Annotated in this window: 10 protein-coding genes; 3 read left to right on the top strand and 7 right to left on the bottom strand. The window is 73.1% G+C overall.

The annotated features are described in order from the left end of the window. From NH342_RS24525 to NH342_RS11415, 7 genes are all read right to left on the bottom strand, one after another. A partial coding sequence (locus NH342_RS24525) for a hypothetical protein (protein ID WP_374209429.1) occupies nucleotides 1-899 on the bottom strand: 899 nt, incomplete at its 3' end. Next, nucleotides 890-1,213 (bottom strand): NADH-quinone oxidoreductase subunit A, encoded by a 324-nt coding sequence (locus NH342_RS11440; RefSeq protein WP_253014921.1) that lies wholly within the window; start codon nucleotides 1,211-1,213, stop codon nucleotides 890-892. The genes NH342_RS11440 and NH342_RS24525, both read right to left, overlap by 10 nt. Nucleotides 1,214-1,446: 233 nt before the next feature. Continuing rightward, nucleotides 1,447-2,673, bottom strand: coding sequence for a peptidoglycan DD-metalloendopeptidase family protein (locus NH342_RS11435; protein WP_253014911.1), 1,227 nt, complete (start codon nucleotides 2,671-2,673; stop codon nucleotides 1,447-1,449). Between the two features lie 835 nt (nucleotides 2,674-3,508). Further along, on the bottom strand, nucleotides 3,509-5,038 hold the full coding sequence (locus tag NH342_RS11430) for a multicopper oxidase family protein (RefSeq protein WP_253014909.1): 1,530 nt from the start codon (nucleotides 5,036-5,038) through the stop codon (nucleotides 3,509-3,511). A 76-nt stretch (nucleotides 5,039-5,114) separates the two neighbouring features. After that, nucleotides 5,115-6,074 carry a M56 family metallopeptidase gene (locus NH342_RS11425; protein WP_253014919.1) on the bottom strand — a complete coding sequence of 320 codons (960 nt, stop codon included), beginning with the start codon at nucleotides 6,072-6,074 and terminating at the stop codon, nucleotides 5,115-5,117. Between the two features lie 5 nt (nucleotides 6,075-6,079). Continuing rightward, complete coding sequence (locus tag NH342_RS11420; RefSeq protein WP_308200641.1) at nucleotides 6,080-6,442, bottom strand: BlaI/MecI/CopY family transcriptional regulator; 363 nt, start codon at nucleotides 6,440-6,442, stop codon at nucleotides 6,080-6,082. A gap of 395 nt (nucleotides 6,443-6,837) precedes the next feature. After that, nucleotides 6,838-7,647: a TlpA disulfide reductase family protein gene (locus tag NH342_RS11415; protein ID WP_253014907.1), complete on the bottom strand. Its 810-nt coding sequence runs from the start codon at nucleotides 7,645-7,647 to the stop codon at nucleotides 6,838-6,840. Between the two features lie 187 nt (nucleotides 7,648-7,834). On the opposite strand from NH342_RS11415, the gene NH342_RS11410 reads away from it, so the two are divergent. The 3 genes from NH342_RS11410 to NH342_RS11400 all read left to right on the top strand — a co-directional run bounded on the left by NH342_RS11410 (nucleotide 7,835) and on the right by NH342_RS11400 (nucleotide 10,144). Then, entirely contained in the window at nucleotides 7,835-8,296 is a 462-nt protein-coding gene (locus NH342_RS11410) for a TlpA disulfide reductase family protein (protein WP_253014905.1), read from the top strand. Continuing rightward, the gene (locus NH342_RS11405) at nucleotides 8,293-9,174 is read left to right on the top strand and encodes a cytochrome c biogenesis CcdA family protein (RefSeq protein ID WP_253014903.1); all 882 of its coding nucleotides are present in this window, start codon (nucleotides 8,293-8,295) and stop codon (nucleotides 9,172-9,174) included. The genes NH342_RS11410 and NH342_RS11405 overlap by 4 nt, the downstream gene beginning before the upstream one ends. 136 nt (nucleotides 9,175-9,310) lie before the next feature. Beyond that, on the top strand, nucleotides 9,311-10,144 hold the full coding sequence (locus NH342_RS11400) for a F510_1955 family glycosylhydrolase (protein WP_253014901.1): 834 nt from the start codon (nucleotides 9,311-9,313) through the stop codon (nucleotides 10,142-10,144). The last annotated feature ends 34 nt before the right edge of the window (nucleotides 10,145-10,178 follow it).

Genomic DNA, 10,178 nt, shown 5'->3' with positions numbered 1-10,178 from the left:
CTCCCGCTCCAGCCGCGAGTAGTAGTCCGGCGACATGTGCGCCAGCGCGGCCACCTCCTCGCGGCGCAGACCCGCCGTCCGGCGCCGGGGCCCACGCGGCAGGCCGACGTCCTCGGGCTGCAGGGACAGGGGACGGACGCGGGCTTGGACGCGGGGGTGTGGTCGTGGGCCTGGTCGTGGGCCTGGTCGTGGGCCCGGTCGGGGTCGTCCGCCGGCAGCACCTCGACCCCCGCGCCGGTGACCACGTCGCCGGCCAGCGTGCAGGTGAGCACCAGCCCGGCCGGCCACGCGGGCAGCACCGGGCCGAGCGGGACGTGCAGCACGTCCATCGCCAGCCCGTCCCGGTCCTCCGCGCCGCCGGCCAGCGCCACCCCACCCGGGCCGGACATGTCCATGTCGTGGTCCGGGCCCATGTCGTGGTCCGGGCCCATGTCGTGGTCCGGGCCCATGTCGTGCTCCGTGTCCGCGTCCGCGTCGTCGGTGGCGGAGCCCTCCGGGGCGGGGCCGTCGCCACTGGAGGGGGCGTCCCGGGACGCGCCGTCGTCCGGCCGGTCCTGGTCGGGGGGCCGTCGGTCGGGCGGGGGCAGCCCCCCGTCCGCCCAGCGAGCGGCTGCACCGTCGAGGGCCGCGCCGACGGCGTCGGCCGTGGTGGCCGAGGCCCGGGCGGCGGGGCGGGGCACGAGGTCGACGACGGCGTCCACGACCGCGGCGAGCACTGGGCCGGGCGCGCCGCAGACCAGGACGAGGTCGGCGTCGGCGGCGGAGACGGCCTCCACCCAGCCCCGCCGCGCCACCTCGGTCTCGGCCGCCCACCGCACCGGCGCGGCACCGGGGACCTCGACGAGCAGCACGTGCAGCCGGCGGGCGGCGAACCGGGTCAGGGCCGCCCTCAGGTCCACCGCAGCGCCCCCTCGCGCCACGCCCAGACCACCGCGGCCATCAGCACGCCGAGGAAGACGAACATCTCGACGACCGCACCGGCGCCGACCCGCGCCACCACCACCGTCCAGGGGTACATGTAGAGCATCTCGACGTCGAAGGCGAGGAACAGCAGCGTGACCGGGTACCAGCGGGCATGGAAGCGGGACAACGCATGCTCGTTGGGGCCGCGGCCCCCCGCAAACGGCAGAACCGCCCGCGCTGGGGGGGCTACGGCGGACCACCGGGCCACCAGCAGCACGATCCCGATGCCGGCTGCCCCGGTCCCGGCCATCGCCGCGAGATCGACGTATGCGGACATCGCTCTCCTGACACGGTTGGTAGCGGAAGCCGGGCCACCGGTGCTCACCCGGATCCCGCTTTCGGATGGCTGGCATCCGCTACAAGGTATACCACCGGGGGGTACTGGCCGCGAGTTGCTACCGCCATGTGAACATCGCGTGGTCTGTGCAAATGCCCACCCCGGCGCATCCGTGAGACAGGCGGGGTCACGACGGGTCGCGCTGTTCAGGAGCAGCGGCCGGGCATCGTGACCCCACGGGCGGCCAGCCACGGCATCGGGTTGACCCGGCCGGCGTACATGCCGTCGGTGTGCACCTCGAAGTGCAGGTGCGGCCCGGTCGATTGGCCCGTGTTGCCCACTACGGCGATGACCTCACCGGCGTCCACCCGCTGCCCGGCGGTGACGAAGTAGTCGTTGATGTGCCCGTACACGGTGACCGAACCGTCGTCGTGTTCGATGTAGACGGCCAGGCCGAAGCCGGTGGCCGATCCAGCGCGCCGGACCGTGCCGGCCAGCGGGGAGTAGATCGGGGTGCCGATGGGGGCGGCGATGTCCACCCCGTTGTGCATCACACCCCACCGCATCTCGTAACACGTGGTGAACCGCCCGGTCGTGGGTGCGACGGCACCGGAGGAGCCGACGGGCATTGGGGGGGTGACCGGGGTGGGCGTGGGTGTGCCCGGGGGCCGGGGTGACGTGGTCCCAGTGGGCCGGGGCTGGGGGGTCGCCTGTCGGGCCGCCTCGGCCCGGGCCGCTGCGGCCTGCTGGGCCTGCCAGGCGGCGTAGGCGTCGCGCTCGCCCTGCAGCTGCAGAAGCTGGATCTGGGCGGCCTGCAGTTGCTGCTGGTAGGTGTCGCGCTCGGCTGCCGCAGCATCCGCTCGGGTCTGGAACTGGGCGAGCTGAGCCTGGGCTTGGTCGGTGGCCTCGGCGGCGGCGTCTGCAGCGTCCTGCCGCTGCACGGCCGCGGCCTGGGCCAGCGCGGCGGCGTTGGCCTGTTCGATCTGCGCCACCCGCAGCTGGTGGAGCACCGACAGCCGGCCAGCTGCCAGGTAGTCCAGTGTCGCTGCCTGCTGCAGCAACTGGGAGGGCCCGCCGGCGTCGAGCAGGCCGGCGACCACGCCGAGCTCACCCGCTGAGCGCATGTAGTTCTCCCGGCCCACGTCGTTGACCCGATCCGCCGCGGCCGCGGTGGCCGACGCGGCGCGCACCAGTTCGGCGTCGGCTGCATCAGCAGCCTGCTGGGCCGAGGCGAGCTCTGCCTCGGCGACCAGCTGGGCGTCGGCGGCCGCCTCGGCCACCACGTTGGCCTGCTGCAGCTGCGACTCGGCCGTGGCCACCATCGCCGTCAGTCGCCCCACCTCGGCCGCTGCCTGGTCCTGGGCGCTGCGGGCTGCGGTGAGGTCGGCATCGCTGGGGTTGACCGGTGCGGCCTGGGCGGGGAGAGCCAGCACACCGAGGATCACACCGACCAGCAACCCCACCGTCGCGGTCCGGCGGCGGCCCGGACGCGGCTGAATCACACGGCGGCGGAACAGGTGGGCGGACATGACTCTCCGTCTGTCGTCAAGGCGAACTACGTCTCGTAGTACTAACGACAGCGGGATGGCTGTACTGAAGGAACCTGCCCCTGGAGGGTGAGGTCAGGGTCAGTGCGCCGCCGGCGCGCGCGCCGACACGTCCGACCTCGCGGGCACAGGGCCCGGCTGTGGTTCGGGGCCGGTACCCGCATCCGAGGCATGCAGAATGGGCAGGACCAGGCAGGTGGCCCCGCGCATCGCGGCGGGGAACGGCGCCTGCGCGTCGGTGTCGATGACGGGCCGGGTCATGGTCGGTGTGTTGCGGCGCCGGCGGAGTGCTGCGCAGAGCAGCCCCGTCACGGCCGCTACCCCTACGGCCGGTTGGATTGATGCCCACAGGCCGGTCGCAGCCGGTCCGAAGGCCAGCGTGACGACCTGGTTGCACGCGGGCATCCCACGGCCAAGGCCGTGCCCACACCCCCGAGCAGCTGCCCGGATGGCTGCGGCCGGGTGCGCCACCGGCCGCGTCGGGCGGCAGCCACACCGATCAGCACGGCTGCGCCGGCCCACACCGGGTAGGCCCACCAGGTCACCGCGGTCATGCGGATGAACCAGGCGGTGGGCACTACCCCGGTCGGCACGCCGATCCCGGCCGCCGCGACCACCGCATAGACGGCGCCGGTCAGCGCCGGGTGTCGCAGCCGCGAACGCCAAGACGCTGACGGGTCCGGCAGCCAAGGGCGGGGTGAGGTGGGCGGGGTGGGCGCTGTCATCGGCGGTAGGACAGCGTGGTCATCATGCCGGCCTCGGCGTGGTAGAGGTTGTGGCAGTGGATTAGCCACTGGCCGGGGTTGTCGGCGATCAGGTCGGCGACCACTGTCTGACCGGGCAGCACGTTGACGGTGTCCTTGCGCGCCCCGGCCCCCTCGCTGGGTCGCAGCTGGAAGGTGTGCCGGTGCACGTGCATGGGGTGGAACATCGTGGTGTTGTTGGTCATCGTCAGCCGGAGGGTCTGCCCCGCCGTCACCGGTAGCGGTCGGTGTTCGTCATAGCCCCGACCGTTGATCGTCCAGCGGTAGTCGCTCATCTGCCCGTCGAGGATCAGCTGGTGTTCCCGGTCCACGGTCTGGTCGGGCAGGGCGACGTCCTCGGTGGCGTGCAGCATGTTCCCCGTCAGGAGCGCTCCTGACAGCTCGGGCGGTCGCGTGTCGGCGGCAGGGGGATCGCCGGATCCGGTCCTGATCAGCTCCCTGGCCAGTCCGTCCTTGCCCTCGGCGCTGGCCACCAGTGCGAACACCCCGTCGCCGAGGGTCACCAGGGCGTCAAAGCGCTCGCCCATGCCGATGAGGATGGCGTCACCGTCCACCTGCTCCACGGGGAAGCCGTCGGTGTGGGTGACGGTGAGCCGGTGGCCGGTGAGAGCGACCCGGAAGGCGGTGTCCGCACCGGCGTTGATCAGCCGCAGGCGGACCCGGGTGCCGGGTTTGAAGGTGACGGTGTTGGGGGCTTGGGGCACGCGTCCGTTGACCAGGTACATCGGATAGGCGACGTCGCCGGCGTCCCCGCCCAGCGCGGCCGAGGAGGGGCCGTCGCTACTCATGTCCATCCCCATCGACTGCAGCTCACCGAGCACCTGGTCGGGGGTGCGCCCGGTGCCGTCGACCCAGTCGTCGAGGACCACGACGTGCTCGGCGTCGTACCCCAGCGGCTCGTCGGGGTCCTCGACGATCAACGGTGCGTACAGGCCGCGGTCCAGTTGGGTGCCCACATGGGGGTGGAACCAGTAGGTACCCGGGTCGGGGACGGTGAACTCGTAGAGCATGTCCCCGCCGGGCCGCACAGCCGGCTGGGTCACCTCGGGCACGCCGTCCATGTCGTTGCGCAACGCCAGGCCGTGCCAGTGCACGGTGGTGGGGTCGGTGAGCTGATTGACCAACGCGACCGAGAGTCGGTCGCCGGCGGGCAGCCGTATCTCCTGCCCGGGCACTGCCCCGCCATAGGCCCAGGTGTCCACCACCGGGCCGCCCAGGTCGACCCGGGCCGGTGCGGCGGTCAGCTGCACCCGGTGCACCGCAACCCCGGCGCGGGTCCGGGCCTGCTCGGCGGCCGCGACCGACGGGTCGCCGGGACCGACCGTGACCCCCGGGGAGCTCGTACCGCGCGTGCAGGCCGCCAGGCCCGCGGCGGTGGCCAGGCTCAGCGCCCCGCCGAGCACCGCCCGGCGGCCGACCGGCCGGCCGAGCACACCCGAGGTCGCCGGGGTCCGGCGCCGAGTACGGCCGAGGTCTTCTGGGTGCACACCGAACTCCGCTCTGCCGAACCCCGGGGCACCCGAGGCGTCCTCCTACGACGCTTCATAGTAGGCGGTCGCGGGGTCAGGTGGCGGCGCAGGCCACGGTGTTGACCAACACCCACCCGGTGGCGACCGGCAGCACGAGCACCGCCGCCGCCATCGCTGCGCACGCGAGCACACGCACCAAGTCGGCCCCAGGTCTGGCCGGCTTGCGCAACTGAGCCAGGCGCCAGTCGGTCAGGCCCCCGGTCATGGCCAGGCCGCCAGCGGTCAACGAGGCCGACATGCGCGCCGTCGCCTTCCCGGTCGGTGCGGTCGCCTGCAGCAGCGCGTCGTGCACCGCGGCTGCACCGCACCGGCGAGCCGCGGCCCGGTCGGCGGCCAGTTCCACCAGGTCCCGCACCGCTGCGGGCGCTGCTCGCAGCAGCGGCACCCGGGGCAGCGCCTGGGCCAGGGTGTCGGCGATCGCGATCAGCAGATGGTGACGGCCGCGCACGTGGGCCCGCTCGTGGGCCACGGTGGCGGCCAGCTCAGCCGCCGACAGTCGCTGCTGCAGGCTGTCGCTGATCAGGATGACGGCGGGTCGTCCGCTGATCGCGACCGCCATCGGCTCGTCGCTGCGCACCACCACCGGCGACCCGGGCGGCTGGCCGCGGGTCAGCAGCTGCAGCTGGGTCCGCGCCCCCCGGGTGGCCCGGCGGGCCCGCACGCGAGCTTGCACCGCCCAACCCATGCGCACCAGCACGACCGTGGCCGCGATCGTGCTGGCCCCGGCCAGTGCCTCGCGTACCCCTGGCAGTGAGCCCGCGGCCAGTGCCGACCAGCATCCCCCCGCCAGACCGAATAGGCCGGTGGAGGGGTGCGCGTCGGTGGGCATCGCCAGCAGGGCCAGGAACGACACCGCCGACACGAGCAAGCCCATCAGCGCCAGCAGCCAGCCGGTGAGGACCGCCGTGGGATCGGCTCCGCGTGCTGCCAGCCAGTGCAGCGGCGCCTGACCGATCCCGGCGGCCGCCGACCCGGCAGCCAGCAGCACCACCATGCCGGTCACGGGGTCAGGCCGCGTCGATCCAGGGCGTTGCGCAAGGCGTCGGACTCCTCATCGGTCGCCGTCGCCGCGAAGTGCAGCAGCACCCCTTGCGGGTCGCCGGTGGCATCCAGGATCTCCCGCAGGGAGGCTGCGGCGACAGCCTCCCGGGTCGATGCCGCCTGGTAGTGGTAGGCCCGACCGGCCGTGGAGCGGTGTGCCATGCCCTTGCGGTGCAGGTTGCCCAGCACCGTCATCGCCGTGGTGTAGGCAAGGTCCCTCGAGGATGGAAGACCATCCAGGACCTCCCGCACCGTCATCGGCGTGGAGGAGGCCCACAACACGTCCATCACCGCTGTCTCCAGCGATCCCAGCCGAGGCACCCAGACCACCCTTCGTCGTGCTCGCAGCCGCTGCTGAACCGAGGTCGGGGGATCGCAGCGCCAGCAGAGGTGATGCCAGGATCGCAGACCGCGCCCCCACCTGCCTACTATCGACGATAAGAGGTGTCATGGTGAGCTCGCCGCCGTCAACCGTCGCGTCTCAGAAAGCTGGGCCCGCCGAGCGGCGGTCGCTGTGGTGGACCGGGTGGTTGACCTGGGTGGTCGTGCCGGTAGCGGCGCTGTGGCTGCTGTGCCCGCCGGAGACGGTAGGCGACGGCCTGGATCGAGCGCCGGGGGTCGAGGTGCCTGTCGGCCTGCTGTTACCCCGGCGCTGACCTCGGCGCCATCGATGTCCGGGCAGCAGGAGTCCGGGTGACCGTGCGCGCGGGGCTCGGTCATCCGGTGGCGCCGCGCGCGGCGTCCAGCAGTTCCTGCAGGCGGGTGGTGTCCAGTTGCCCGATCTGCACATCGGCGACCTCGCCTGCGGCGTCCACGGCGATCGTGACCGGCAAGCCAGGCAGCGCCATCTGATCCAGCATCACTCCTTGCGGATCCTGCAGCTGGGGATAGCGGACGTCCAGTGCCGCCAACAAGTCCGCGGCCGCGGCCGGCTCGTCACGCACGTCGACCCCCAGGAACTGGACCCCGGCCGGGCCCCCCGGTACGGGCGGAGGCTGACTGCCGTAGGTGGCCTGCAGGATGGGCATCTCCTCCCGGCACGGCGCACACCAGCTCGCCCAGAGGTTGATCACCAGCGGTTGACCCTGCAGGGCTGTCCACGACAGCCCGGACCCCGGCCCCAGGCAGGCGAACGTCCCTTCCGGTAGCCGATTCGCCTGCGGGGACGTGGCAGCTGAGGATGCCGCTGTGGCCGGGTCGGTCTGCGTGGCCTCCGCCGCGGGGCACGGGTCGACCTCGGCGCGGGCCGCAGTGGCGGTCCCCGCACTTGCGTCCGCGGCAGCCGACGACGGCGTGGGGCCGGCGCAACCGGTGAGCAGGAGCAGGCCGACGCCGCTGACGCAGGAGACGAATCGGGACCGGGGGGCAACCACCCTGCGGATACTATCTGCGATAGTTGCTGCCGTGACGCGCAGCCCGAGCCCACCCCCCGGTCGCGGCGACGTGCCTGATCTCCGCGCACGGTCGGTCACCCTGGCCGAGGGTGTGGCCGGCCGACCAGGATCCCGCTGGCCGGATCGGCGCATGGTGGTCGGTCGCGGCCACGAATCTGACCCCGCCACCCTCGGTGCCGGCCGCGGGCTGCGTGCGGGCAGGACGCGCCTGCTCGCCGTGGGGTTGGCCGTCGCTGTCTTGCTGACCGCGGCCGGGTGTGGGGGGTCGGCTCCTGCGGATGGGGGCTTCCAGTTCACCGGGGCGACGCCGGCGGGGGAGGTGGTCCCTGCCTCCCAGCGGGCCGCCGCGCCGGCGTTCGCCGGGGAGCTGCTCGACGGCACGGCCTTCGACTCCACCGAGCTGGCCGGCGACGTCGCAGTGATCAACTTCTGGGGGTCCTGGTGTCCACCGTGCCGGGTGGAATCGCCGGAGTTCCAGCAGGTCTACAGCCAGCTGCAGGATCAGGGTGTGCAGTTCCTCGGCGTCGACGTGAAAGACCAACGCCAGCTGGCACAGGCGTTCACCGACTCCTCGGGGGTGCAGTACCCCTCGCTGTTCGATCCCGCCGGTGAGGTGGCTGTGGCCTTCCGTGGATTCCCTGCCAACGCGGTTCCCTCCACCATCGTGCTGGACGCGGGCGGTCGTGTTGCCGCGGTCTACACCGGCGCGGTCGCCCAGCAGGACCTCACCTCGGCGCTGACCGCGCTGCTGGGCGAGCAGGCCGACGGGGGCACCTCGTGAGCGGTATCGGTGCGACCTTCGCCGGGTTGGTCAGTGACGGCTCGCTCCTGGTCGGCATCCTGGTCGCCGCGGTGGCCGGGCTGATCAGTTTCGCCTCCCCCTGCGTCCTGCCGCTCATCCCGGGCTACCTGGGCTACATCGCCGGGCTCACTGGTGCCGCCGCCCAGGGCGGGCCCACCGGCGCTGCAGCTGGCTCGGTGCAGACACCATTGGCTGCCGGGCGCCCCGGGGCGGGTCCCTCGCGTCACCCGCTGACCTCGACCCGGCCGGTGCGAACCGGCACCCCGGCGGCCCCGCCCCGCGTTCTGCTGGGGTCGGTGCTGTTCGTGCTGGGTTTCACCGCGGTGTTCGTGTCCTTCGGGGCCGCCTTCGGTGGTCTGGGCCGGCTGCTGCTGGAATGGTCACCGGTGTTGACCAAGGTCATGGGTGCGATCACGGTCATCATGGGCCTGTCGTTCCTGGGCGTGCTGCCGTGGTTGCAACGGCAACGGCGGATCACCGCCCTGCCCCGCGCCGGGCTGGCCGGGGCGCCGGTGCTGGGGATCGTGTTCGGGCTGGGCTGGACCCCCTGCATCGGCCCGACGCTGGCAGCGGTGAGCACCCTGGCCTACAACCAGGCATCAGCGACCCGCGGTGCCGTGCTGGCCCTGGCCTACTGCCTGGGCCTAGGCGTGCCGTTCCTGGCCGTCGCGCTGGGCTTGAAGAATGCCCTGCGGATGTCGGCGTGGGCCCGTCGGCGCGCTCCGGCGGTCAAGCGGGCCGGTGGGGTGCTGCTGGTCGGTTTGGGCATCCTGCTGCTGACCGGTGCCTGGGACCAGGTCATGATCTGGATGCGGGCGTGGCTGGCCACCACCGGGCTGGGGACGTCCTCGATCTGACCCACCCCCGGCCGCTCATCCAGCAGGGTCCCCTCCCGGCGGACCTCCCCAGCGGTGGGGGCGGCCGGCCACCTCGATGGAAGGAACGATGACTCTCCAGCTTCCCCGACCTGGGACGCAACGGCTGGCGGTCGCGTTGACAGCGCTGCTCGCCCTCGCCGGCTGCTCGCCCGGCGCCGGTGAGCCCAGTGCCGACACCGCGCCGGACCCGGCTGGTCTCACCGAGGCGATGTTCGGGCACGTGCACGCAGTGCTCACCGACCCCGACAGCGGGCAGATCCAGCTGGCCACGCACCTGGGGCTGTTCGTCGTGGACCCGCAAGAGGGCATCGGCAGGGTCGGTCCCGCGCTGGATCTAATGGCTCTGGCCGAGGGCGGGGCCGGCCGGCTGCTGGCCTCGGGGCATCCCGGTCTGCAGTCGGACCTGCCTGACCCGGCGGGGTTGATCGAATCCCACGACGGGGGACGAACCTGGGTCCCGGTCTCCCGCGGCGGCCGGTCGGACTTCCACGCCCTGGCGCCCTACGACGGCGGCCTCTACGGCTGGGACGGGGCGCTGATGCACACCACCGACGAGCAGCAGTGGTCCCCGCGGGCCGACCCGTCGGACGGGGGTGTGCTCACCGCCTCCCCCGACGGGACGACGGTGCTGGTCAGCGATGGGGAAGGCCTGCGGCGCTCCACCGACGGTGCGCTGAGCTGGTCGGGCGCGCAGCAGGGACCGCCGCTGCAGGTCATCGACTGGTCAGACGCCGGCAGCGACGTCGCTGGGGTCACGCCCGGGGGTGTGCTGTGGTCCAGCGCAGACGGCGGGCAGACCTGGACTGCCGGCGACCAGCTCGACGCCGCACCGCAGGCCATCGAGGTCCGGGGCACCGGCACCGGCCGCCTGGTCACCGTGGTCACCGCCGAGGGCATCTGGCAGGCCACCGGCGCGCAGCCGCTGGCTCCCGTCACGATCGAGCCCTGACGCCGCGACATTCCCAGCCAACCCGACAGGTGAG

The organism is Klenkia sp. PcliD-1-E, from assembly GCF_024124375.1.
Taxonomy (GTDB): Bacteria; Actinomycetota; Actinomycetes; order Mycobacteriales; family Geodermatophilaceae; genus Klenkia.
Note: the sequence above shows the minus strand (reverse complement) of the source record. Positions and strands in the feature narration are given on the sequence as shown.